Origin of the sequence: Tamlana carrageenivorans (assembly GCF_002893765.1) — a bacterium.
GTDB classification, from domain to species: domain Bacteria; phylum Bacteroidota; class Bacteroidia; order Flavobacteriales; family Flavobacteriaceae; genus Pseudotamlana; species Pseudotamlana carrageenivorans.
The window spans coordinates 189,928-215,389 of the sequence record NZ_CP025938.1 but is presented as its reverse complement, the minus strand read 5'-3'; the positions used below and the strand labels follow the sequence as shown (position 1 = coordinate 215,389).

Below are 25,462 nucleotides of genomic sequence, written 5' to 3'. Positions count from 1 at the left end.
ACTAACAACGTATCACAAAATCCTCCTTAAGCTGTTCCTTTCTAAAAAACACAAATCCCCAGAAAAAAGTATCGATACTCACGGTAACTTTAGGATGTTTTTTTATGATTTCCCAGGCTTCAGTCATGCCTTCAGACCAATAAATATCATCAAAAATAAAGGCAGAATCATTTGTAGCGGTGGGTAATAAGGCCTCAAAGTAAGCTAAAGTGGCGTCCTTTTGATGATTGCCATCAAAGAAAATCAGATCGTAAGTATTTGAATGAAGTTTTTGTATTTCCGAAGAAAAATCTCCTGTAATAGCGGTAATATTATTAAGGTTTTCATCTTTAAATGCTGCTTTCGAGAACGCTGAGATATTCGGGCACCCTTCAATGGTGGTAATGTTGGCATTCGGATTACCAAGACTTAAAGCTTGAGTAGCAATCCCTAGGGAAGTCCCTAATTCAAGAATGTTTTGTGGTTTGAAATAAGCGCTTAAGCGGAATAAAAGTTTGGCCCGTTTTGTGGTAGATCCAGCGTTTTTAGCCATGCTAGAAATCTTACGCTCTTGGTGACTCATCACCTGCGACCCCGCACCTAAATCGGTGACTTTAATAAGCTCACGATTATGAAGCAGTTTTTTTCTATAATCTGAAATACGATTATATGCCGCGTGCTGCTTACGGTCATAAAAACATTTCGTCACTAAATCATACACAAAAGGTGAGTGCACCCCATGTTGATTGGTAGATTTTAGTAGGAATTTAAAATATTGAATGATTTGGTAAGTCATTTTTTTAGTTATCAGTTATCAGTTATCAGTTATCAGTTATCAGTTATCAGTTGTCAGTCGCAGTATTCAGTCTTGAACGGTTCTACATTGTTGATACTATACCTAATAACTTTATAACTTCATATCTATATAACAATTTTATTTTTTTTTAATTACCAATTATCAATTAACTATTCCCCTTCCAACTTAGCAGATAACTCAAACCAACGCGCTTCTTTCTCATCCATGGTATCAATAATTTTCTGTAAATCTTCAGAGAGTTTGTTGATTTGATCCTGTGTGAGGTCTGGATTGTTGAATTTATTTTCCAGTTCTTTTTTATCGTAGGCTAGGGAATTTAGCTTGCTTTCAATGTTTTTTAACTCCTTTTCCTCGTTATACGAGAGTTTAGCAGCTTCGTTTTGTTGTTTTGATTTACTGTCTTTTTTGTCTTCTGTAGTGGTTGAAATTACAGGCTGGCTGTCTTCATAAACGCGGTAATCCGTATAGTTTCCTGGGAAATCTTCAATGACGCCTTCACCTCTAAAAACAAATAAATGATCGACAACCTTATCCATGAAATAACGGTCGTGCGACACTACAATAATACAGCCAGGGAAGTCTAGAAGAAAACTTTCAAGGACGTTTAGGGTGACAATATCAAGGTCGTTTGTAGGCTCATCAAGAATTAAAAAATTTGGATTCTGAATTAAAACCGTACATAAATATAGGCGTTTACGTTCGCCTCCACTAAGTTTTTCAACAAAATCATATTGCTTTTTTCTACTAAATAAAAAACGCTCTAGAAGTTGTTGGGCACTAATTTGACGTCCCTTTTTTAAGGGGATATAATCGCCAAATTCACGAATCACATCAATAACCTTTTGCTCTGGTTTAATGGTAATACCACTTTGTGTGTAGTATCCAAATTTCACCGTTTCGCCTTTAACCACTTTTCCGGCGTCTGGTTGCGCTGTTTGGGTAAGGATATTTAAAAAAGTGGTTTTTCCAGTGCCGTTTTTACCTATAATACCGACGCGTTCACCTTTCTTAAAGGTATAATCGAAACCGTTAAGAATCACTTTATCCTTAAAAGCTTTCCCCACTTTATGAAACTCCAGAATTTTACTTCCTAGACGTTCCATATTGAGTTCTAATTGTACTTGGTGGTCGTTTCTACGTTGGTGAGCACGGTGTTTAATATCGGCAAAATCGTCTATTCGAGATTTGGATTTGGTGGTTCTCGCTTTGGGTTGGCGACGCATCCAATCCAATTCCTTTTTAAACAGTTGTTTGGCTTTACCGGTTTCAACGGCTTCACGTTCAATGCGTGCTTCGCGTTTTTCCAGGTAATAGGAGTAGTTGCCTTTGTAGCTGTACATCTGGCCTTCATCCAACTCGATAATCTCGTTACACACACGTTCTAAAAAGTAACGGTCGTGCGTGACCATAAAAAGGGTGATGTTTTCCTTAGCAAAAAAAGCTTCAAGCCACTCAATCATCTCAAGATCCAAATGGTTGGTAGGCTCATCAAGAATTAATAAATCTGGTTTATTGATTAAAGCATTGGCAAGTGCTAGACGTTTTTTTTGTCCGCCCGAAAGTACACTAACCTTTTGATCTAAATTTTCAAGTTTAAGTTTGAAAAGAATTTGTTTATATAAGGTTTCAAAATCCCAGGCCTGATGGCGTTCCATAGCTTCAAAAGCCGCTTGGTAAGCATCGGTGTCATCGGGGTTTAAAAGTGATTTTTCATAATTAGAAATCACTTTTAAAATCGGATTGTCGCTGGCAAAAATGGTTTCTTCAACCGTAAGCGCCGAATCAAATTTAGGATCCTGAGATAAGAAGGACACTTTAATGTCTTTTCTGTAAATCACATTTCCCGAATCGGCTTGATCATCACCAGAAAGAATATTTAAAATGGAGGTTTTTCCTGTGCCATTTTTAGCTACAAAAGCTATTTTTTGATCTTTATGAACACTAAAAGAAATGTCTTCAAAAAGCACATGCTCCCCGTATGATTTTGATATGTTTTCAACCGTTAAATAATTCAAAGTCTATCTATTTTTTTGCAAATAACGGACAAAAAACTAAAAAGGCCTTATAAGGGTAGGTGGTTTTTGTTGAATCGTTTATTTGTTGAATCGTTTAACTGCATCAAACCATAATACTTAAAAGTTTCAATTTGCCATTCAGAAGGAGGTGTATCACTGTCATTCAGAAGGAGGGACGACAGAAGAATCTCCAGTTTCAGTTGAAGAAGATGCATCACTAAGATCTGAATGACAGTCCCGTCCAATATGGTACATTAGTTCAGTGTTGTCATTCAGAAGGAGGCACGACTGAAGAATCTCTGCAGGTCTGATGGGGAGGAGAGATGCTTCACTACGTTCTGCATGACAGTCCCGTTCAAAATGGTATATTAGTTCAGTGTTATCATTCAGAAGGAGGCACGACTGAAGAATCTAAATCTCCAGATAGAATAGAGATGCATCACTACAATCTGCATAACAAATCCTAATAGGTAACGCACGGTAAAATTTCACCCAAATCCCTCAACAATACAAAAATAACAGCATAAGTTTCATGGTTCATATCGAAAAGTTATATTTGTGATGAACAAAACGAGCCCTATATGAAGAAATGGTTTCTTGTGATTTTGGTCATAATAAACACTGTTTTCGTGTCCTGTATTACAAACAAAGATGTCGTGTATTTACAAGATCACGGCGATGGTACCGATGGTATCCCTGTATTACGAGAGTTGCCAAAACCTTATAAAGTTCAAGTTAACGACCTTTTAAGTATTAATGTTAAGGCTTTAGACGAAGAACTTACTAGAATTTTTAACCCCGTGCAAACCACTTCCACAGCAGGAGGGAATAATGGTCAAAGTCAGGCTTCCTTGTATTTTAATGGTTTTACGGTAGATGATCACGGTAAAATAAAGTTTCCTATTTTAGGAGAAATTACGGTTTTGGGGTATACCACCACCGAAATTGAAGAAATAGTTAAAAAGGAATTACTAAAGCAGTACTTTAAGGAAACCGCCGAATTATTTGTAACCGTGAGGCTACCTGGTGTTACCTATACCGTAACAGGAGAGGTTAACGGAACCGGTATTTATACCATTTTTGAAGACCGTGTAAATATTATTGATGCCCTTGCCAATGCAGGAGATATCAGTTTAACGGGTAACCGCAAAGATATACTTATTGTAAGGCAATATCCCGACGGGCAGCGCATTCATCATATCGATTTAACCGATATTAAAGCCATGAATTCCCCTTACTATTACATTCAGCCAAACGATATTATTTTAGTAAAACCTTTAAAGCGTAAAGTAATAGGTGCCGGACAAACAGTGATGCAAAATTTTGCAACAATTATGTCTATTTTAGCGGGGATGACATCCATTTACGTATTAACCAAAAGTTTATAAAAGCCAGACTATGACGGAAGAATTTGAAACTTCAGAATCATCAGCAGCGAGCTTTGATATAAAGAAATTTTTATTTAGAGCCCTAAGCTACTGGAAGTTATTTGTGTTGCTTCTGGCTATTGGGGTTTTCTTCGTATATCAAAAAAACATACGTGAAGAGTTTTCATACCGCTTAGGTACCAAAGTTTCTATTGAAGACGATAGTAACCCTTTGTTTACCTCTAACGCTAGTTTAACCTTTAATTGGGGTGGTGTTACGGCAAAGGTGCAAACCATGATTGTAACGCTAAAATCTAGGTCGCATCATGAAAAAGTGGTAGAGCGCCTGGAGTTTTATAAAACCTATTTAAAGGAAGGCCGTTTTAGAAAACAAGATATTTATAAGGCTGCACCGTTTCGTTTTTATCAAGATAACAGTTTTCCGCAGCTTATTAATAACCCTATAAAAATCACCTTTTTAGAACAGGATGCATTTGAGCTTGAAGTGGCCTTTACCGGTTCTACGGCTAGCGTTCAGAATTATATTACCAAAGAAATTACTCATGTAGATGTGCCTTTGGGGGTGTTTAAGCGGCAATTTAAGTTAGGCGAACCCATTCAGCTACCCTTTTTAAAAGGTGTTGTAAGGTTGGCTGAAAACCGCAATGCAGCCTTAGGAACCACGTTTTTTATTCAGTTTAATAATTTCGATGGGGTTGTTGCGAGTTATAATGCGCGCATGGCAATTTCAAACGAACGTACGTCTCCTATTCTAGATATCACGCTAATCGATAAAAATAAGGAAAAAATTGTTGACTATTTAAATACGGTTGTCGATGTTTTAAGTGAAGATGAGCTGAGTCGAAAAAATCAATATGTAACTAATGCCATTAAGTTTATAGATGAACAAATTGCACGAGTTAAGGTTGAAATGACCGATAATGTTGAAGAGCTGAACGATTACCGTAAAGAAAATAAAATCTACCAGTTAGATAGCGATGGTACGCTATTAAATGAAAAGTTGTCTAAATACGAGGAAGAAAAAGACGCTATTAACAAGCAATTGGATTATTATGCGAACCTTAAAAATTACTTGCTTACTAGCAACAGCTTTACCGACGTCCCAGCGCCTTCTATTGCTGGAGTAACTGATGCTAATATCTTATCTAACGTCTCTAAAATTAACGAACTTTCGGTTCAAAAATCGAAATTACAATACTCAGTAAAGGAAGATGCTTCTATTTTTAGTGATTTAAACCGACAAATAGAAGGTTTGAAAAATGTGCTTTTAGAAAATATCAGTTCGGTATCCAGTGTGTTACGTCGTGATTTGGAAAGTGTTTATGGAAACTTACATAAATTGGAATCCGAATTTAACAAACTACCCGAGGATCAGCAAAAATTACTAACCATGAAGCGCCAATACTCACTTAGCGAGCAAACATATAACGTATTTTTAGCCAAGCGCGGGGAAGCCGAAATTATTAAAGCTTCTAACGTTTCTGATATTTTGGTGGTCGATAAAGCAAAAAATACGGGAGCTACGGTTTTAGGTAGAAATTTAAATGTGCGTTATGTTTTTGCATTTTTTGCAGCCTTATTAGTGCCAATCGTTATAGCCTTTGTGCTCACGTTTTTAGATCGCAACATCCACAGTCCTGTAGATATCGAAAAACTATCTTCCATTCCCTTGTTGGGCGTAGTCGGGAAGAATCCTTTAGACGATAATTTAGTGGTACACAGAAAACCAAAATCGGCCGTAGCAGAATCCTTCCGTGCCATACGAAGCAATTTGCAATATTATTATCGCACGAAAGATTTTGATGGTACCAAAACCCTAATGATTACCTCGTCGGTTAGTGGTGAAGGAAAAACATTTTGCTCCATTAATATGGCTACGGTTTTCGCTTTAAGCGGAAAGAAAACGGTACTGTTAGGTTTAGACCTTAGGAAACCTAAAATATTTGGTGATTTTAGGATTAAAAATGATTTGGGCGTCGTAAATTATCTGATTGGGCAATCCTCTTTGGAAGAAGTCATTCAAAAAACAGCCGTCGAGAATTTAGATTTGATTGTTTCCGGACCTATACCACCTAATCCTTCGGAATTGTTACTGGGGGAACGTATGAAAACATTAATTTCTGATTTAAAAGCCAAATACGATTACATCGTTTTAGACACACCGCCTATTGGATTGGTTGCTGATGCCTTAGAGCTTCTCGATTTTGTGGATGCTTCTATTTATGTGGTACGTCAGGATTATACTAAAAAGGACATGCTTAATTTTGTTAATGAAAAGTATAGAAGCAAGCAAATTAAAAACATCAGCCTAGTGTATAACGGTTACGATCAAAAAGCTAAATACGGTTATGGCTACGGTTACGGTTATGGTTATGGCTATGGTTATGGAAATTATGCCAATGGGTATCATGAAGAGGGGAAAGCTAAGCGAGGAGTTTGGCATAAACTAAAATCGATGTTTAGCAAGAGGTGAAAAAATGTTCATTAAGTTAGTTTAATAAGATGATGAGAAGTAAATTAAAAAGAGCATAATTTTGAGTCAATATAAGGACAAGTGGCTTTATACCATATCACCCAAAAGGAAATTAATAGAGTTAAATTTTGAAGAAATTTGGCGCTATAAGGATTTGTTGTTTCTTTTTGTTAAACGTGATATTATTACCGTTTACAAGCAAACCATTTTGGGGCCTTTATGGTACATCATACAACCTTTGTTTACAACCCTTACTTTCACCCTAATATTTAACAATTTAGCCAATATTCCAACCGGAAATGGTATTCCTGCATTTTTATTTAATTTGGCAGGTTTAAGCTGCTGGGATTATTTTAGTACCTGTTTAACCAGTACGAGTAATACTTTCAAGTCTAACCAAGGTATTTTTGGTAAAGTATACTTTCCAAGAGTAATAACACCATTGTCAGCTGTGATTTCCAATTTGGTCCGTTTCGGAATTCGATTATTGGTGTTCACTGGGTTTTATGTTTATTTCGTGTTTTTTACAGATGCCGCGTCTAAGGCTTCACCAACATATGCCTTATTATTGCTGCCCGTATTAATAGCGCTCATGGCTTTATTAGGCTTAGGTATTGGGATGATCATATCTTCGTTAACCACAAAGTATAGGGATTTAACCTATTTGGTAGGTTTTGGAATGCAATTACTCATGTATGGCTCGGCAGTTATGTATCCTTTATCATACTTTAAAGAAAAATTACCAAAATACTCGTGGGTTATTGAGTATAATCCTGTTACCACATTTATCGAGTTGTTTAGATATATGACTTTGGGGGTAGGGCAATTTTCTATTTCTACTTTTTTATATGCCATAGGCGTGAGTGTATTTTGTTTTTTACTAGGGTTAATCGTGTTTAATAGAACAGAAAAAAGCTTTATAGATACGGTTTAGAAGGCGTGTGAAAAGGTTTAAAGTGAGAAGTGAACAAGTAGTGAGTAGTAAGTAGTGAGAAGTGAGAAGTGAAACTAAGAAATTAATTATGAATCATAAAGATTTAGATGTTTGGAAAAAGAGCATGGACGTGGTTGAGTTAACCTACCATCTAACTGCCACTTTTCCTAAGGAAGAAAAATATGGTTGGTTAGCCAGATGAGGCGAGCTGCAGTTTCAGTGCCATGAAATATTGCAGAAGGAGCTGCCAGAAAAGGAGACAAAGAATTAATTCAGTTTTTAATGATTGCTTTAGCTTCGCTTGCAGAGTTAGAAACACAGTATTTAATAACGGTAAGACTTAAGTTTATAGAAAGTAGAGAAGATATGGAAAAGATGATGCTAGAAGTAAAAAAAATGCTTCTAGGGTTTAGAAACTATGTGGCAAGTAAGAGCGGGTGAGTGAGAATTTAGGAGTGAGAAGTAATAAGTTGATAGTGAAAAAATGAACTATATTGGGTAAAACTATTCACTATTCACTATTCACTCCTCACTATTCACTAAAAATAAGCAATGAAAAAGAAAGACATAATTTTAAAAGCAGATAAAATTTCTAAGCAATATAAATTAGGCTTAGTTGGTACGGGTTCTATTAACGACGACTTAAAACGGTGGTGGTACAAAATTAGAGGTAAGGAAAATCCGTTTTTAAAAATAGGCGAGAGTAACGACCGAAGCACCAAAGGGAGTTCCGATTATGTTTGGGCACTTCAAGATATTAATTTTGAAGTAGAACGCGGTGAAGTCGTTGGTATTATTGGTAAAAACGGTGCCGGAAAATCAACCTTACTTAAAATCTTATCCAAAGTAACGAGTCCCACAACGGGAGAAATTAAAACAAAAGGGCGTATCGCATCGCTTTTAGAAGTGGGTACAGGTTTTCACGGCGAAATGACCGGGCGTGAAAATATTTACCTAAACGGTGCCATTTTAGGCATGACCAAAAAGGAGATTGCCTCTAAAATAGATGAAATTATAGAGTTTTCTGGTTGCGAGCGTTATATTGATACGCCTGTTAAACGTTATTCCTCAGGAATGACGGTTAGACTAGCTTTTGCTGTAGCAGCCTTTTTAGAACCTGAAATTTTAGTAATTGATGAGGTGCTTGCCGTTGGTGATGCTGAGTTTCAGAAGAAGGCTATTGGGAAAATGCAGGATATTGCGGAAGGAGAGGGTCGAACTGTATTGTTTGTGAGTCATAATATGGCAGCGGTGAAACAATTGTGTACTCGTGGAATTGTGTTAGAGCATGGCAAAACTGTTTTTGAAGGTGAGACAAATAAAGCTATTGATTTTTATTTAAATGATTCTGATGATAAATCAAACAACTTTTTTAGTACTAAAGTTGATACTGAATCAGCTTATATAAAATCTGTAAAAGTACTTACTAGTAAAAGTGGATTTCATGAGTTTAATAAAGAATTAATTATTGAGATCACTGTCTATTCTCCTATACAGATTCAATCACCAGCTGTATCTTATCAAATAATTAATACTGATAACATCCCATTAATTCATGAACTTATTTTAAATTCAGAACAAGAGTTTTGTCAAAATCAAGGGGTTTTTAAGTTGACTTCCACAATTCAAAATTTGAAATTATATGAAGGTGAATATAAATTGAATGTCTTTTTTGCAGATTATTTTACCAAAGTGACCTTTGAGCGTTTGTTAGAAATATGTCACTTTGAAATAATTAATGATGATAAAAGACCGTATTATTGGCAAAAAGGTTCGGCAATTTTTAAGGAAGATAATACACAATGGAATATTTTGAGGTTAAATGAATAAATTAAATAAGAATCCTTTAATAAGTAATGGTTCAATAAGATTAGTTGGAACTTTCGATACGAATAAAATTATTTCAAGTTATAAAGAATTAGGGATTGATGTAATTCGCTTTTTTAAAGGAGAACAAAATATAAGCCTATATAAATGTGAAAAAACGGGGTATAGGTTTTACTATCCTTTTGACTCTATTGGGGATGCGGAATTTTATAAAGATTTGTCCTTAAACAGAGAAAATTATTACTCAACACGATGGGAGCACCTTGAGATAATTGATACCTTTAAATCAGATGAAAAAGTTTTAGAGATTGGTTCTGGTTTTGGGGCGTTTTTAAATCTTTTAAAATCTAAAAACATTGAAGCCGAAGGATTAGAATTGAATCCGGAAGCAATAAAACAATGTAAGGATTTGGGTTTAAAAATTCATAATGAACTCATTGATACATTCTCGAAAAAAAATACAGAACAGTTCGATGTTGTTTGTTATTTTCAAGTTTTAGAACATGTTACGAATGTACATGAATTTATAAAGGCTTCTTTAAAAACATTAAAGGTTGGAGGTAAACTAGTTATAGGTGTGCCAAATAGTAATCCATATTTGTTTGTAAACGATAAATATCATACGCTTAATTTACCTCCACATCATGCAGGTTTATGGAATTCAAGTTCATTGAGGGCGTTAGAGGAAATTTTTGATGTAAAACTAGAATCTATTAATTATGAACCTTTATATAAAACTTATACAGAATTCTTAAATGCATATTGCCGAAATTCAAATATTATTATATCTACCAGTTTAAGTATTTTTAATAAAATAGTTCCAAAAATTTTAAAAAAGGTACTTTGTCGTTTTATTAAAGGAAGAAATATATTGGTAGTATTTAGAAAAGGTGCTATATGAAAGACTTCATAAATATAAAACTCAATTCTAAAAACTTAGACCGTTATTTTATTCGGACATCTATTTTTAAATCATTAAAAGAATGTTCTATTCATTTTAAAGGAGATTTATTAGACATTGGCTGCGGTAAAATGCCATATAAAAAATTTCTTTTAGAAAACTCTGAGATTAAACAATATATTGGTTTAGATATAGAAACAGCTCTAAATTACGATATCCAAGTAAAACCAGATTATTCATGGGATGGTAGGATCATGCCTTTTGGTGATGAAAGTTTTGATTGCGCTTTCGGAACCGAGGTTTTAGAACATTGCCCCGAACCAGAAGTTGTTTTAAAGGAGGTGTTTAGAGTGCTTAAGCCAGGAGGTGTTTTCTTTTTTACGGTGCCTTTTTTATGGAATTTACATGAGGTGCCTAATGATGAATATAGATATACACCATTTTCTTTGAAACGTCATATTAAAAATAGTGGTTTTCATAATATAGAAATAAAAGCTACAGGTGGCTGGCATGCATCTATGGCACAAATGTTAGGACTTTGGGTGCGTAGAAGTGCTATGTCAAATTTTAAACGAAACCTCCTTTCCAAGTTTTTAAAACCAGTTATAAAATATTTAATCAATATGGATAACTCTAAAAATGTAATTTTTAAAGAAGGTCAAATGATTACTGGATTATATGGTCTCGCTAAAAAATAAATAATATGAACATTGCTATATTTTCTCCTAACCAAAACCGATATTCCGAAACTTTTATTCAAGCCCATAAAAAGGGACTAAGTGGCCGTGTTTTTTACTATTACGGTCGGGGTTTACAAATTCATTTAGAAGATTCTAAAAGTCTAATGCCTGCAAGTTTGTTTAAATTACTTCTTGTGTTTACTAAGGTATTTAGAAAGGGAACAAAGTATTTATGGACTCAAAACGTATTATATAGCTTAAAAAGAAATAAAATTGACTCTGTTCTGGTTGAATATGGAACACATGCCTACCATTTATTACCTGTTTTACAAGCTTCTAAAATTCCTTTTGTTGTCCATTTTCATGGTTATGATGCAAGTGTAAATTCTGTAATTAAAAGTTGCGATTCCTATAAAAAAGTATTTGAATTGTCAAGAAACGTTGTAGCTGTTTCGACAGTTATGTGTAATAGGCTATTAGAATTAGGGTGTCCTAAAGAAAAGCTTATTTATAACGTTTATGGACCTCAAATTATGTTTGAAAATGTAACGCCTAACTTTAATAAAAAGCAATTTTTAGCAGTTGGTCGTTTTACAGATAAAAAAGCACCTTATTATACCATTTTAGCCTTTAAAGGAGTCTTAGGAGCACACCCAGATGCTAAGCTTGTAATAGGAGGGAATGGTGAGTTGTTTAATGCATGTGCAAACCTTATTAAGCATTTTAAACTTGAAAAAAATATAAGGCTTTTAGGTGTGATAAAACCAGAAGAATATATTTCATTATTAGAAGAGTCCTTGGGTTTTGTACAACATTCAATAACAACTTTGCGAGGAGATATGGAAGGGACTCCTTTAGCTGTTTTAGAGGCGAGTGTGGCTGGTTTACCTGTAATTTCTACTTTTCACGCAGGTATACCTGATGTTATTATTCATGAGAAGACAGGTTTATTAAGTGAAGAACATGATGTAGATGCGATGCGGTTAAATATGTTGGCACTGTTAAATGACGTGAGTCTAGCGAATCGATTAGGAGCGGCTGGTAAAATTAATATTTTAGAAAATTTTAATTTAAAAAAACATTTGTCGAAATTGGATGGAATTTTGAAAACACATTAGAGGAGGGTATTATAATAGTCAATAGTTTTTTATTAACACTCCTGATTCCAGGTCATTTTTGTTAGGTTTTAAAATGGTTAAGTACTCCTCTAAAATAATTTATATTTGTTGTTAGATTTTTATTTATGAATAGCCCCCTAGTATCCATTATAATTCCCACATTTAACCGTGCGCATTTAATAGGAGAAACCTTAGACTCGGTTTTGGCACAAACATATACTAATTGGGAATGTATTGTGGTTGATGATGGGAGTACGGATGATACCTATAAGGTATTAAATTCTTATTGTTTAAAGGATTCTAGATTTAAATACTTTAAGTGTCCAAAAAACAGATTAAAAGGAGCTAATTCAGCAAGAAACTATGGTTTGGAACAGAGTAAAGGGAAATATGTCAATTGGTTTGATAGTGATGATGTTATGGGGCAAGACTTTATTCTACGTAAAGTAACCGTTGTTGAAAAGGAAGCTTTAGATTTTGCTATTTCCTACTCACTCGATTTTGATTCTAAAGGTCAAAAAAAACCTATGTTTGAATTTGATAATATAGGAAAATCATTAACCTTAAAAAATTATATAAGCAGTCAAATTAATTGGGTTACCATGGATGTTATTGTTTTAAAGTCTTCTTTAAAAAACTTGCGCTTTAATGAGGTCTTAAAATCGAGTCAAGAGTATAATTTTTTCTCGAGGTATTTGATTCAATATCCGAAAGGAAAATTTATTAATGAGTGTTTAGCTTATAGAAGAGTTCATCCAAATTCCATCCAGGAAAAATTGAAAATAACCCCCCTTAACAGGAAAAGAGAATTGCTAATTAATGATTTGGTTTTATTGGATGATATCAAAGAAAAAGCACCAAAGAATATTATTAAAATTGTTTTAAAGCGTATTATTAAACTAAATTATGGATTTCAAGAAAAAGGTGTCATTAATAAATTGCAAATTCAAGTTTTTTTAACATTATTAAAATTTGGCTATTTTAGAAAAGCATTGAATTACTCATTTTGGGTGACTAGTAATTTTTTGTTGGGTAAAGGTTATTGTTTTATCCGTTCAAATTTCAGTTAATCATGTTAGAAAATTTTTCAATTTCGGTAGTTATTCCGGTGTATAATTGTGAACAGTTTATAGAAAAGGCGGTAAATTCCGCATTAAAGGAGGAGGAGGTTGTTGAAGTTTTAATTGTAAATGATGGAAGCACTGATTCGACAAATGAAATTTTAGAAAGACTCAAATTAGACAATAATAGAGTTAAAGTATTTTATCATAAAAATAAATCTAACCAAGGCAGATCAGCAAGTAGGAACTTAGGTTTACAAAATGCTAAAGGAAATTATATAGCATTTTTAGACGCCGATGATTATTTTCTACCAAACAGATTTAAAGCAGACAAAACCTTATTTGATAAGCAAAAGGATGCTGATGGTGTGTATAACGCAGTAGGTTTTCATTTTTACAGGGAAGCTACCGCTTATGAGTTAAAAACACACACCATTTACACGGTTACAAGAGAGGTATTACCGGAACAATTGTTTAAATTATTATTATACGGAAAATGTGGGCATTTTCATATTAATGGTTTAACTGTAAAACGCTCAATTTTTGATAAAACAGGCTTGTTTAATGAGGCTTTGGTTGTAGCAGAAGATACAGAACTATTCTGGAAAATGGCTATTACTAGTAAGTTGTATACCGGTATTATCACGAAACCACTAGCTATACGAGGAGTACATGATGCTAATGTTTTTGATCAAAATGCTATTTACAAAATTTATACTTTAAAAATGTATGAAGCTTTGGTTCTTTGGTGCTCAAAAAATAAAGTAGATTTTTGGGTTCTTGATGATTTGTATAAATGGATTTGGATTCTAAAGGAAAAGGAAGACAATTCATTATGGAAAGATATTGTGTATTGGATGCATTTGTTTATTCCACTTCCTAAAGTATTTTTTTCTAAATTGAGTATTAAATATTTTCCTGTTATTAGGTTTAGGCAAAAGCTTTTCCCATTTTTGTACAGAAGTTAATCATTTTAAATCCTTACAATACACAAGCTGTTTTTTTGGGAGTATTCATAATTTTGAAGCAAGTAATGTCTTATTATATATCAGTAATCATTCCGGCATATAATGTTGAGCACTTTATAGAGAAAGCAATTAGATCTGTATTGATACAGCCAGAAGTTAAAGAGGTTGTTGTTGTAAATGATGGAAGTACTGATAAAACATTGCAGGTTTTAGAAACATTACAGTCTTCAAACTCTAAAATTAAGATTTATCATCATCTCAATAAAGTAAATAGGGGGCGTTCTGCGAGTAGGAATTTAGGTATAATACATGCTAGAGAAAATTATATAGCATTTTTAGATGCCGATGATTTTTACTTAGAGAAGAGGTTTGAGAATGACCAGATTATTTTTGAAAATAATACTACCGTAGATGGTGTTTATAATGCTGTTGGATTTCATTATTATCGAGAAGCTACAGAAACAGAAAAAGGAATTCAGAAATTAAATTCTTTATCGCAAATAGTTCAACCCCAAGATCTGTTTGAAGCCTTAATTTCTAGTAAATATGGATACTTGCACCTTAATGGAATTACGGTTAAGAAATCAGTTTTTGATACGATCGGTTATTTTAATGAATCTCTTGTAGTTGCTGAAGATTCTGATATTATTTTTAAAATGGCTTTAAAATGCTCTTTGAAAGCTTGTATTATTAAAACACCTTTGGCCTTAAGAGGTGTTCACGAAGATAATATATTTAATAATGAGACTTTATATAAAAAATATAATATAAAACTTTATGAATCCCTTATTTCATGGAGTTTAAAAAATCATATTTCAAAGAAAAATATTGACTTGATATTTAACTGGTTATGGGTTGTAAGGTTTAGGTCTAACTACTTGTTACTCAATGATATATTGTATTGGGGTGTGTTGTTTTTAAAATTTCCAAAACTCTTGTTTTCTTATCTCAGTATAAAATACTTTCCTGTCATTAGGCTTAGAAAAAAACTTTTCTCATTTTTATATAAATAATTATTAGTCATCAAATCACTTGAAATTTAAAATATCAATCATAACAGTTAATTACAATAATCTTGAGGGTTTAAAAAAAACAATCAAAAGCATTATAACTCAAACTTGGCAAGCCTTTGAGTTAATTGTTATTGATGGCGGGTCTACAGATGGTAGTTTAGCATTTATTGAGGAAAATCATGCTTCAATAGATTATTGGGTAAGTGAAATAGATAAGGGTGTTTATCATGCTATGAATAAAGGTATTGCAAAGGCTAACGGAGAATATCTTTTGTTTTTAAATAGTGGAGATCATTTCTATAACGAAACAGTATTAGAGGATAACCATACTCAACTAAACGGAAAAGATATTATTTATTTTAATCTTAATGTTATAGAGGGTAATACCTCCTTTATAAAGTTATACCCTAATATACTTTCATTTTCATATTTTGTAGAAGATACCTTGCCGCATCCAGCTACATTTATAAAAAGAGAAGCCTTCTCAAAAACCAATCTGTATAATGAAGATTTTAGAATTTTATCAGATTGGAAATTTTTTATTGATGCTATTTGTCAGTTTAATTTATCCTACATGAAAATCGAAGAGACCTTATCGACATTTTACATAGGAGGAATGAGTTCAAACCCTGAAAATAGATCTTTAAAATATCAAGAAAGGCAACAAGTTTTAACAACAAGTTATCCTGCTTATTTGCAAGATATGGACGATGTTTTAAAATTAAAAAAAATAGTTGCAACTTTTAGAAAATCAAGAATCATTAAACTATTGGTGAAACTGAGATTTTTAAACAGGTTTTAAATATGAATACACTTGTTTCTATAATTGTACCCTGCTATAATCAAGCTCATTATTTAGAGGAGTCGCTTCAATCCGTATTAAATCAAACATATACAAATTGGGAATGCATTATTGTAAACGATGGTAGTCCCGATAATACAGATGAGGTTGTTTTGAAGTGGTTAGCTCTGGATAAAAGATTTAAATATTTAGAACAGAAAAATGGTGGATTGTCTAATGCCAGAAATGAAGGCATTAAAAAAGCACATGGCATTTATATTTTACCACTTGATGCCGATGATGTGATCGATGCCTCTTTTTTGTCTAATCTAGCCCCAGAACTAGAAACAAATGAATCGTTAGGAATTGTTTCCTGCTATAGTAAATTTTTCTACGGGAATTTAAATAATATCGTTAATGAGTTAAAGCCTATAGGTAGTACAAGTATTAATTTACTTTATGTTAATCAATTAATTGCAACATCGTTGTTTAGAAAAAAATGCTGGGAAGAAGTAGGAGGGTATGATGAAAACATGAAAACTGGTTTTGAGGACTGGGAGTTTTGGATAGCTATAACTAAACAAGGGTGGCATTATAAAATTATACCCGATTTTCTGTTTTATTATAGAAAATCAAAAAAATCAATGTTAGTTGATACCATTAATAATCATTTTGAAACTAATAAACATTATATAATAAATAAGCATAGAGAACTTTATATTAAAGATTTTGATAACTGTATGAAAGTTATGTTTTATCAATTAAAAACGTATCGTACTAGTGAGGTTGAAATAAAAAACTCTATGGCGTATAAAGTAGGTAAACTGGTTACGAAGCCTTTTAATTATTTTCAAAACATATTATCTAAATCGTAATGATGATTTCAGTTATAATTAGAAATAAAAACCAGGATCAAGCACTTACCTTTCTGCTAAAAAATTTAACAGAACGCTATTTAGAAGATCTTGGAGAAATTATTGTTATCGATAACTTATCTACAGATAAAAGTGAAGAAGTTGCGACACAGTATGGAGCTAAATTTGTAACTATTGAAAAATTCAGTTATGGTGGGAGTGCTAATTTTGCGGCTAAACAAGCTAACTTCCCTATTGTGGTTATGTTTAGCGCCCACTCTTACCCTGTAAGTCATGATTTTTTTAAACTTATAAAAAACAAGTTTAACGAAAATTCTAACCTAGCAGGAGTACGATGTTTACATAATCCTAACGATTATATAAATTATATAAATAAGGTTTCTGCAAATGAAGACCCTAATAAGTCGGGACTTATTTTTTCAGGGTCGGCATTTCGAAAATCTGTTTGGGAAAAGCACTCTTTTCGAGAAGATGTTGCTACTTTCGAGGATAAAGAATGGACCGTACGGATATTAAAATTAGGCTATGAGATTGATCTTGTGCCTTCCATTTTTTGCTATCAGATTACAAGAACTAAAAAACAACTCTTTTTTAGGTTTAAAAATGATATGGTCGGTAATTATCAATTATGGCATGATGAAGTTCGTTTTTTAAGTGTCACCAAGGGGTTTGTTATGTCAATTTTAAGACTGCTAAAAGGGCTTTTCGTAGATTTATGGTATACGGTTTTAAGGTATTTTTATGCTTTAAAGTTTATGTTTAATAGGCCTAAAAAATTTTAACGGTTAAAAAATTGTTCATCGACTGGAAGCATAATTATGACTAAGTATAACAATTTTGATTTTCTACGATTTTTATTTGCCGTATTTGTGGTCATAACCCATGCGTTTGCGATATCAGGTTATGGTGAAAATAAAGAGTGGGGTATGCAGCTTTCAAATAATCAAGTCGCACTGTCTCAAATAGGTTTAAGTGGCTTTTTTTTAATAAGTGGCTACTTTATGATTCAGAGTCTGCAACGTAGTAAAAGTATTTTAGATTATTTTAAGAAACGTTTTTTACGACTTTTCCCAGCTTTAATGGTACTCCTGATAATTACCGTGTTGTTATTGCCCATTGTTTATGAAGGAAAAATACCGTTTTATGAGAATAAACAAGTCTTTACATATATTCCTAATAATTTATCACTTTATTGTTTTCAACCCGTTATAAAGGGCGTATTTGATAATAATCCTTACCATTCCATTAATGGTTCCTTATGGACGCTCAGGTATGAATTCTCTATGTATATTGCCATTGGTTTGCTTTATTTTATTAAAAACAATTTAAAACTAGTGAGAGTCGTAATAGGTGCTGTTTTTATAGTAATGCTAATATGCTACAATTTTTTCTTGCAAAGGTTTGGTGGGGCTTCGGTTTTAGGAATGCAAGGAAGTCATATATTAAATTTAGGGCTGTTTTTTGTTTGCGGAAGTTTTTTAGCAACACTTAGACTTGAGCATATAAAAAATAAAAAGGCTGTGCTACTTATAGGAGCTATGGTTTTGCTAATTTCAGTTTACTTTAATTTTTACATGCATATAAAGCATATTATGCTACCTATAGTTGTTTTACTAATAGGTTTTATTCCGCTGCCTTTTTTTAGTTCATTTGGCAAGTTTGGAGATGCTTCATACGGAGTTTATATTTACAGTTTTCCTGTGCAACAAGGGTTGATGTATTTTTTTGAATTAAAACTATATCCACTAATGTTTTTGTCGGTTTTTATTTCTATTATTCTAGGTTATCTGTCTTGGTGGTTGGTAGAAAAGCAGGCGCTATGGTTGAAAACAGAGTTGATTTTGAATAAAAAATATCTAAATATTAATGAGTTTTAGATTTAAAAATAAAAAAATAATTTTTTTGCTAAATTCTCCTGATTTAGGAGGTGCAGAAAGGCAAGCATTAGCCTTAGCGGGTTACCTTCAAAATAGCCTTGGATGTGATATTTTTATATATACCTGTATAAAGAGAGAGCCTTCTTTTCCGTTTGAAGATTTTTTAAAAGAACAAAAACTAATGCGGATAGAATTGGTGAAAAATCCATTAGTAGCCAGTAAGTATTTTAAGTATTTTAAAATACGTTTTAAGTTACTTTGTTTTGCTTTGAAATTAAAAAAGCATAATCCAGATTTAATTATTCCTTATTTAAATAAACCGTCTTTGATAACAGGGTATTGTAAAAAAATTATAGGTACTAAATTATCATTTTGGAATAATAGAGGGCACGAAATATATAGAAATGATATTTTGGAAAAGAAAGCAGTTTTACATTCAGATTTTTTCTTGGTTAACTCTTTAGATTCGATAAGTGATGTATTAACCAATTTTAAAATATCAAAGGAAAATGTTTATTTTTTGCCAAATTTCTTGACTGTTTCTAATAAAATAGTGGATTTTCCAAGAAATAAAAATGACTTAGTCGTTGGTATGTTAGCTCATTTTAGAAAAGGAAAGTTACAAGAGTTATTATTAGAAACTTTTGTGGAATTATCTAAGAAATATAAGTTCATTAAATTGCATTTGGTAGGTAATGATTTTGATGAAAAAAAAACTGCATCATTAAAATTAAGTGTTCAAATTAACGGATTGATTGAAAAAGTTAGTTTTATTCATGGTGCTTCAGGAGAAAATGAGATACCAAAATTTGATATAGCTATTTTGGTTTCTGAGAAAGAAGGGATGTCAAATAGTGTTATGGAGTATATGTATTTTGAAAAACCAATAATAGCATCAAATCATTATGGTAACGAATTCCTTTTGGGTGAGCATAATCAGTTCCTAATTAACAACTCCAAAGCAGAGTTGTTTGAGAAAATAGAGTGTTTGATACTAGATGAGCAATTGAGAAAGTCTGCTGGTCAAAAAAACAAGAAAAGGATTTTAGAAAATTTCAGCGTAGTTAAATATGTTTCAGAATTAGAAAATATTATCAATAAATATATATGATATAAATGAATGAATAAGAAAGGTATAAATAATTTTGTGAAGCTATTGATTAAAAAAAGTATTGCATATGTTTATTTTTTAAGATTTATTTTTTTTGAAAATATAAAAATAAAACAATCAGATATTGTTTTTTTCTTTCCTTATTATCATACTGGAGGTGCAGAGCGTGTGCATTTAAATATTATTCAGGCATTAAAAGCACATAAATGTTGTGTTATTTTTACTCATTTGTCTGCAACCAATAATTTTTATAATGAATTTAAACAACATGCCAGTATTATAGAATTGAATGATATAAGAAACAAGAAAAATAATTTTATAAATAATTTATTAAAGAATAGTATTGTGGCTGCAATAAATAAAAGTGTCACAGTAAAAGGTGTTTTTGGGTGTAATACTAATTATTTTTATGAGATTCTTCCAGGAATAAACAGTTCTAAAAAACGTGTAGACTTAATTCATGCATTAGCACCTAGGGATGATCGTAAAATTATGCTTGTAAATAGTGCTAAATTTTTAGATTCGAGAATTGTTATTAATGAGAAATCTAAAAAGGACATAATTTCTTCTTACAAAACAGAGAAAATAGATACACAATTTGCTGATAGAATCCTATTAATAGAAAATGGAGTTGAGATTATGTCAAATGATTTTGATGTGCTGAAATCAAAGTGTTTTGACCAAATAAATATTGGTTTTTTAGGAAGATGGTCTGAAGAAAAACGACCACAAATATTTTTAAAAGTAGCAATAAAAATAAAAAAACGATTTCCAAATGTTTCATTTTTTATGGCGGGAACAGGGATGAAGTCTAATCTTAATCAAATTAATGATGCTGGAGTTGTTTTTTTAGGAGAAATAAAAGATCAAGAAAATTTAAGAATGTTATATAAAAAACTAAATTTTATTATGATAACATCAGTTTATGAAGGGTTTCCTATGGTTATCATGGAATCTATGCCTTATGGTGTTATACCTATTTGTACAAATGTGGGAGGTATACATGAGCATATTGAGGATATGAAAAACGGTGTTTTAATTAATAAAGAGTATGATGAAGATATTATAGAAGCATTTATAGAAAAATTAATTTATTTAATAGAAAATAAAGATATTACTTCTGAATTGTTAAATAATGCATTTTATTATTCGATTAATAATTTTAAAATTGAAAAATTTAATAAATCCTATCAAGATTTGTTTGTGAGTAACTTATGAAAATCCTAATGGTAGCCATTCCAAACCATCATTTTTTTCAGTGGGTAAACCAATTGAAAGACTCCGGTTTCGAAGTATGTTGGTTTGACATTACAGATGGTGGACCGCCTTCAAATAAAATATCTTGGGTTAAACAGATTAAGGGATGGAAATTACGTTGGGATTATCCTTTTCGAACACGAATAAAAAAAAACTACCCAAATTTATACCGTTTTTTGCAACGATTTAATGAAGAATCTGTATCTAAGTCTTTTGAGGCTACTTTAAAATCCTTTAAACCAGACGTAATACATTGTTTTGAAATGCAATTATCGGGCTTACCTATATTATCTGTTTTGCAGCGTTATAAGGTGCCTTTAATTTACTCGTCATGGGGAAGTGATATGTATCATTATTGTTATTTAGGAATGACTAATTTAGAGGTGTCATCTTTTTTAGAGCGTGTTAATTATTTAATTACCGACTGTAATCGTGATGTCTCCATTGCAAAAAATAATGGTTTTAAAGGGGAGTTTTTAGGTGTATACCCTGGAAATGGCGGACTTTCTATCCAACCGCAAGCCATTAAACCTCTGGACCAGCGTAAGATAATTATGGTAAAAGGTTATAACAATGGTGTAGGCCAAGCTATTGTAGTTCTAAAAGCTATGGCGTTATTGCCGCAATCTTATTTTAAGGATTATACCTTAACCATTTATAGTGCTGATAAAATAGTAGAAGACTTTATTGCCAAAACCCCATATTTTCACAAATTAAAAATAAAAATATATTCCCGATTTTCGTTTGTGGATAATCAAGTGCTATTAAATATCATGGGGGAAAGTGTTTTACATATTGCTAGTAGTATTTCCGACGGTATGCCTAATGCCTTATTAGAGGCTATGGCTATGGGAAGTTTTCCTATTCAGTCTAATCCAGGTCGAGTTACTGAAGAGGTTATTACTCATGGGAAAAATGGTTTTCTAATTTCAGACCCTTTGAATGCACAGGCACTTAGTTTACTGATTGAAATAGCTTTAAATGATGTGAAGCTTCGACAGAACGCTCAGGAATACAATGTGAAATATATGAAGGCATACTATAATCGCAGTGTATTGAAACCACAAATTGTAGAATTGTATCAATCTATTTTAGCTTAAGTTATGGAGTTGTCATTTTTAATTGTTACCAAAAACAGACCTGCCGAGTTAAGTAAAACCCTTGATAGATTGTACAAGATAATAGACATATCGCGACATGAAGTTTTGGTTTTTATTGATGGATGCTCAGATACGGAGTTGCTATTAAAAAAATATAATTGGGTAAATTGGACCATTTCAAAGCATAGTTTAAGCGCTTCACCAGCAAGGGCTGTATTGTATAAAAGGGCTAAAGGGGCTGTTTTTATTGGTTTAGATGATGATGCACACCCTATAGGGGATCGTTTTATTGATTCGATAAAAACAGAATTTGAGTCAAATAGAAATTTAGGAATTATTGCTTTTCAGGAAGTTCGAGGGATTTTTAAATCTGATGCAGAAGCGTTGTTAAAGGCAAAGCAAGTAGAATCTTATTTTACGAATGATTTTGTTGGCTGTGGTTTTGCTATAAAAAAGAAAGTTTATGATGCCACTAATGGATTTCCTGTTTGGATAGATATTTATGGTGAAGAACCAGCATTGGCATTAGAAGTTCTGAATTTGGGGTGTCAAATTTTATATCAACCAAATATTAAAGTTAACCACCGTATTGATGTTGAAAAACGGAAATTGCAAGGGCGGAATTATTTTAGATTTGAACATCAATTGAAAAATAGTTTGAGGTATTATTTGGTTTATTTTCCAAATCCCATTTATAAAATTGCAAAATTGCTTTTTCATAATTTTAAAAAATATGCGATCACCGATATTCGTTATTTTAAGTCTTTTGTTTCTGTATGTTTTAAAACGCTTTTTAGTTTACCTCAAATATTAAAATACAGAAAACCTGTAAAAACAAAGACACTTACCTTGAAATCAAAATTAAAACTTTTAAACTATTCCGGATAAATGCTTTTTAATTCATTAGATTTTGCTGTCTTTTTACCAATCGTATTTGTGCTATATTGGTTTGTTGTAAATAAAAATTTGAAGAGGCAAAATGCTTTGTTAGTTATTGCTAGTTATGTGTTTTATGGTTGGTGGGATTGGCGTTTTTTATTCTTAATACTTTGTAGCTCTTTAGTAGATTACACTATTGGACTCATGCTTGAAAAGGAACATGGTTTAATTAAACGTAAGGTTTTGTTATGGGTTAGCATAGGGGTAAACTTAGGTGTATTAGTTTTTTTTAAATATTATAATTTTTTTGTAGATAGTTTTACCGAAGTTTTTTCATTGTTTGGGTCTAAAATACAGCCCAATACCTTAGATGTTATTCTTCCAGTTGGCATTAGTTTTTATACTTTTCAAACACTAAGTTATACTATTGATGTTTATAAAAGAAAACTGAAGCCAACATCCAATCTTGTTGCTTTTTTAGCTTTTGTTAGTTTTTTTCCTCAATTAGTGGCCGGACCTATAGAGCGAGCTTCCAATTTATTGCCACAGTTTTACCGTATGCGTAAATTTCATTATTCAAAGGCTGTAGATGGTTGTCGGCAAATATTATGGGGACTTTTTAAGAAGATTGTTATTGCTGATCAGTGTGCTGAATACGCCAATGAGATTTTTAACCACTCTGATGATTATTCAGGAAGTACATTATTGATGGGTGCGCTCTTTTTTACATTTCAGATTTATGGAGATTTTTCAGGATATTCAGATATAGCCATTGGAACTTCAAGGCTATTTGGTTTTAATTTAAAACAAAATTTTGCCTTTCCTTATTTCTCTAGAGATATAGCTGAGTTTTGGAGACGGTGGCATATAAGCTTGTCTACTTGGTTTCGAGACTATTTATATATTCCTTTGGGTGGCAGCCATGGAGGTACTTGGATGAAGATAAGGAACACTTTTATTATTTTTTTAGTGAGTGGATTATGGCATGGAGCTAATTGGACTTTTATTATTTGGGGTTTTTTAAATGCACTTTATTTTCTGCCGTTATTACTTACAAATAGGAATAGGGTTAATTTAGATCAAGTGGCACTAGGTAGGAATTTTCCAGCGTTAAAAGAATTCGTTTCCATAGGTGCGACTTTTTGTTTAACGGTTTTTGCTTGGATTTTTTTTAGAGCAGAATCCTTATCCCATGCGATAAATTATATTATTGATATTTTTTCAATAACCTTATTCAAATTGCCTACGGTTAGACCAACTTATCTGTTACTATTTTTAATGGTGTTTGTTTTAATCGAATGGTTTGGGAGATCTAAAAAATACGCCATTGAAAGTTTGTTTTTAAATAGGAATAGATGGCTACGATGGATGTTTTATATGCTTTTAATAGCTTGTGTTTTTATTCTAGAAGGAGGTGAACAAGAATTTATTTATTTTCAGTTTTAAAATGAAGCAATTTTTAAAAAATGGTTTATTGTTTTTGATACTCTTTTTTATTTTGGAAAAAGGGACTTATTGTTTTCTGGAAAAAGCTCCTAAACGGGAATATGATAAGCGCTTGGAGCTTATAATTAATGGAAAAATGAATAAGGAGGTAGTCGTTTTGGGATCTTCTCGTGGAGGAGGAAATATTTTAGCAGAACAAATTGAAAAAGAAACAGGCTTTACTTCCTATAATCTATCCTACCAAGGTGCAAATATTACATTTCAAGAGTTTATATTAAGAACTTTACTAACATTTAATAAGGTTCCAAAAAAAGTTGTTTTGGCAATTGATAATCCTCACGAATTTACTATTGTGCCTAGTTTAAATTTTAGATTGGATCGTTTATATCCCCTTTCTAAATATAATTATATAAATAATGAACTTATAAGTCAAAAAGATAGGAGTATTCTATCAAAATTCTTCTATTTGGATAGGATTAATACTTCTAATTTTAAAATAGAAATTATCAATGCACCAAGTTTAAACCCTATGGAATCTCGTGGATCGAGACCTGTAATAAAAAGAAAGAAGACAAAGGATTTGATTTTTTCAAATAAATCTTCAGATTATTCCACTAAAGACGAATCCCCTAAATATGTAAATGCTTTTAAAAATATTCAGATTTTGTGTAAAGAAAATAACATTCAATTGATTTTTGTTTTTTCACCCAATTTTCATGTTTTTAATTATCAATTTAAGAACCGATTTGAGACTCTAATGCTTGAAGGTAATAAGGTAGTCGTTTATGATTCATTAAATCCTATTTATGAAAACAAGTCATATTTCTATGATGAATCCCATTTACTAAAAGAAGGTGCTGAGGTTTTTACTTCTGAAATAAGTGCATTTATAAATAATAATAAGTAAAACGCAAAGCCACTTCTTTTATATGAAAAACCGTATTTTAGTCGTTTAAAATTAA

Annotated in this window: 23 protein-coding genes; 21 read left to right on the top strand and 2 right to left on the bottom strand. The window is 32.1% G+C overall.

The annotated features are described in order from the left end of the window. Nucleotide 1: 1 nt before the first annotated feature. Together C1A40_RS01025 and C1A40_RS01020 are read right to left on the bottom strand one after the other, a co-directional pair. The gene (locus C1A40_RS01025) at nucleotides 2-775 is read right to left on the bottom strand and encodes an O-methyltransferase (RefSeq protein WP_102994268.1); all 774 of its coding nucleotides are present in this window, start codon (nucleotides 773-775) and stop codon (nucleotides 2-4) included. A gap of 170 nt (nucleotides 776-945) precedes the next feature. Then, nucleotides 946-2,811, bottom strand: a complete 1,866-nt coding sequence (locus C1A40_RS01020; RefSeq protein ID WP_102994267.1) for an ABC-F family ATP-binding cassette domain-containing protein — start codon at nucleotides 2,809-2,811, stop codon at nucleotides 946-948. 581 nt (nucleotides 2,812-3,392) lie between these two features. On the opposite strand from C1A40_RS01020, the gene C1A40_RS01015 reads away from it, so the two are divergent. The 21 genes from C1A40_RS01015 to C1A40_RS00915 all read left to right on the top strand — a co-directional run bounded on the left by C1A40_RS01015 (nucleotide 3,393) and on the right by C1A40_RS00915 (nucleotide 25,407). Next, complete coding sequence (locus C1A40_RS01015) at nucleotides 3,393-4,199, top strand: polysaccharide biosynthesis/export family protein (protein ID WP_102994266.1); 807 nt, start codon at nucleotides 3,393-3,395, stop codon at nucleotides 4,197-4,199. A 10-nt stretch (nucleotides 4,200-4,209) separates the two neighbouring features. Then, a complete protein-coding gene (locus C1A40_RS01010; protein ID WP_102994265.1) occupies nucleotides 4,210-6,672 on the top strand; it encodes an exopolysaccharide transport family protein in 2,463 nt (820 codons plus the stop codon). A gap of 61 nt (nucleotides 6,673-6,733) precedes the next feature. Continuing rightward, nucleotides 6,734-7,606 (top strand): ABC transporter permease, encoded by an 873-nt coding sequence (locus C1A40_RS01005; RefSeq protein WP_102994264.1) that lies wholly within the window; start codon nucleotides 6,734-6,736, stop codon nucleotides 7,604-7,606. A gap of 282 nt (nucleotides 7,607-7,888) precedes the next feature. Then, the gene (locus tag C1A40_RS18620) at nucleotides 7,889-8,047 is read left to right on the top strand and encodes a four helix bundle protein (protein ID WP_277871383.1); all 159 of its coding nucleotides are present in this window, start codon (nucleotides 7,889-7,891) and stop codon (nucleotides 8,045-8,047) included. 111 nt (nucleotides 8,048-8,158) lie between these two features. Next, entirely contained in the window at nucleotides 8,159-9,436 is a 1,278-nt protein-coding gene (locus tag C1A40_RS00995; protein WP_102994263.1) for an ABC transporter ATP-binding protein, read from the top strand. Continuing rightward, a complete protein-coding gene (locus C1A40_RS00990) occupies nucleotides 9,429-10,334 on the top strand; it encodes a class I SAM-dependent methyltransferase (protein WP_102994262.1) in 906 nt (301 codons plus the stop codon). The genes C1A40_RS00995 and C1A40_RS00990 overlap by 8 nt, the downstream gene beginning before the upstream one ends. Beyond that, nucleotides 10,331-11,032, top strand: coding sequence for a class I SAM-dependent methyltransferase (locus C1A40_RS00985; protein ID WP_102994261.1), 702 nt, complete (start codon nucleotides 10,331-10,333; stop codon nucleotides 11,030-11,032). Before C1A40_RS00990 ends, C1A40_RS00985 begins: the two co-directional genes overlap by 4 nt. 176 nt (nucleotides 11,033-11,208) lie before the next feature. Then, nucleotides 11,209-12,132 (top strand): glycosyltransferase, encoded by a 924-nt coding sequence (locus tag C1A40_RS00980; RefSeq protein ID WP_158651235.1) that lies wholly within the window; start codon nucleotides 11,209-11,211, stop codon nucleotides 12,130-12,132. Between the two features lie 125 nt (nucleotides 12,133-12,257). Next, on the top strand, nucleotides 12,258-13,202 hold the full coding sequence (locus tag C1A40_RS00975; RefSeq protein WP_102994259.1) for a glycosyltransferase family 2 protein: 945 nt from the start codon (nucleotides 12,258-12,260) through the stop codon (nucleotides 13,200-13,202). A 2-nt stretch (nucleotides 13,203-13,204) separates the two neighbouring features. After that, the gene (locus C1A40_RS00970; RefSeq protein WP_102994258.1) at nucleotides 13,205-14,161 is read left to right on the top strand and encodes a glycosyltransferase family 2 protein; all 957 of its coding nucleotides are present in this window, start codon (nucleotides 13,205-13,207) and stop codon (nucleotides 14,159-14,161) included. A gap of 35 nt (nucleotides 14,162-14,196) precedes the next feature. After that, on the top strand, nucleotides 14,197-15,174 hold the full coding sequence (locus C1A40_RS00965; protein WP_206748203.1) for a glycosyltransferase family 2 protein: 978 nt from the start codon (nucleotides 14,197-14,199) through the stop codon (nucleotides 15,172-15,174). Nucleotides 15,175-15,193: 19 nt separating this feature from the next. Continuing rightward, nucleotides 15,194-15,976: a glycosyltransferase family 2 protein gene (locus tag C1A40_RS00960; RefSeq protein WP_241910464.1), complete on the top strand. Its 783-nt coding sequence runs from the start codon at nucleotides 15,194-15,196 to the stop codon at nucleotides 15,974-15,976. A 2-nt stretch (nucleotides 15,977-15,978) separates the two neighbouring features. Next, nucleotides 15,979-16,830: a glycosyltransferase family 2 protein gene (locus tag C1A40_RS00955; RefSeq protein ID WP_102994256.1), complete on the top strand. Its 852-nt coding sequence runs from the start codon at nucleotides 15,979-15,981 to the stop codon at nucleotides 16,828-16,830. Then, entirely contained in the window at nucleotides 16,830-17,612 is a 783-nt protein-coding gene (locus tag C1A40_RS00950) for a glycosyltransferase family 2 protein (RefSeq protein ID WP_241910463.1), read from the top strand. The genes C1A40_RS00955 and C1A40_RS00950 overlap by 1 nt, the downstream gene beginning before the upstream one ends. A 36-nt stretch (nucleotides 17,613-17,648) precedes the next feature. Beyond that, nucleotides 17,649-18,707 carry an acyltransferase family protein gene (locus C1A40_RS00945; protein ID WP_102994255.1) on the top strand — a complete coding sequence of 353 codons (1,059 nt, stop codon included), beginning with the start codon at nucleotides 17,649-17,651 and terminating at the stop codon, nucleotides 18,705-18,707. Next, nucleotides 18,697-19,818 (top strand): glycosyltransferase family 4 protein, encoded by a 1,122-nt coding sequence (locus C1A40_RS00940; RefSeq protein ID WP_102994254.1) that lies wholly within the window; start codon nucleotides 18,697-18,699, stop codon nucleotides 19,816-19,818. The genes C1A40_RS00945 and C1A40_RS00940 overlap by 11 nt, the downstream gene beginning before the upstream one ends. A gap of 9 nt (nucleotides 19,819-19,827) precedes the next feature. After that, nucleotides 19,828-21,036, top strand: coding sequence for a glycosyltransferase family 4 protein (locus C1A40_RS00935; protein ID WP_102994253.1), 1,209 nt, complete (start codon nucleotides 19,828-19,830; stop codon nucleotides 21,034-21,036). Then, complete coding sequence (locus tag C1A40_RS00930; RefSeq protein WP_102994252.1) at nucleotides 21,033-22,175, top strand: glycosyltransferase; 1,143 nt, start codon at nucleotides 21,033-21,035, stop codon at nucleotides 22,173-22,175. The genes C1A40_RS00935 and C1A40_RS00930 overlap by 4 nt, the downstream gene beginning before the upstream one ends. A 3-nt stretch (nucleotides 22,176-22,178) precedes the next feature. After that, the gene (locus C1A40_RS00925; RefSeq protein WP_102994251.1) at nucleotides 22,179-23,063 is read left to right on the top strand and encodes a glycosyltransferase family 2 protein; all 885 of its coding nucleotides are present in this window, start codon (nucleotides 22,179-22,181) and stop codon (nucleotides 23,061-23,063) included. Further along, nucleotides 23,064-24,500, top strand: coding sequence for an MBOAT family O-acyltransferase (locus C1A40_RS00920; RefSeq protein ID WP_102994250.1), 1,437 nt, complete (start codon nucleotides 23,064-23,066; stop codon nucleotides 24,498-24,500). A 1-nt stretch (nucleotide 24,501) separates the two neighbouring features. After that, nucleotides 24,502-25,407 carry a hypothetical protein gene (locus C1A40_RS00915; protein ID WP_158651233.1) on the top strand — a complete coding sequence of 302 codons (906 nt, stop codon included), beginning with the start codon at nucleotides 24,502-24,504 and terminating at the stop codon, nucleotides 25,405-25,407. The last annotated feature ends 55 nt before the right edge of the window (nucleotides 25,408-25,462 follow it).